This window comes from Treponema sp. R6D11 (genome assembly GCF_054786075.1).
Window position 1 is genome coordinate 1 of the sequence record NZ_BDHD01000910.1, and the last position, 450, is coordinate 450.

The 450-nt window shown below is 39.6% G+C and carries 1 protein-coding gene; it reads right to left on the bottom strand.

Annotated elements, in window-relative coordinates; all coding sequences use genetic code 11:
- Positions 1 to 450 (bottom strand): DHHA1 domain-containing protein (locus ACYVTD_RS16770; RefSeq protein WP_461248788.1); only part of this gene is annotated, 450 nt, incomplete at both ends.

Here is a 450-nt window from a genome sequence, read left to right on the forward strand (position 1 = left end):
ATTTTTATAATTTCTTCGTCAGGTTGTTCGGCAAATTCGATTGCGTCTACCGCTTTTTTTAACTTGTCCATAAAAGCGTCCCAGTTTTGCATAACCATACTAAAACCGCCTGCCGCCTGATGTCCTCCGCAGTCGATAAAAAGATTTCCGCATTGTTCAAACAAAATTTGAACATTGTATCCTCTTGTTGACCTTATTGATCCTGTGCAAATTTCTTCGCCTACGGAAATCGCCATTGCAGGAACATTAAAAGTTCGTGAAGCCCGTTGAGCCATCAGCCCTGTAACTCCCTTATTAATTTTATCGCTGTAAACCAGAACAAACTTTTTTTCGTATTCATCAAAACTTTTATAAGCCATAGGCTCGATAATCGCCCAAATTTCTTCTTCCAAGTCTTTGCGTTTTTCATTCATCGACGCTAATTCGCTTGCGAGGCGTTCTCTTTTTAAT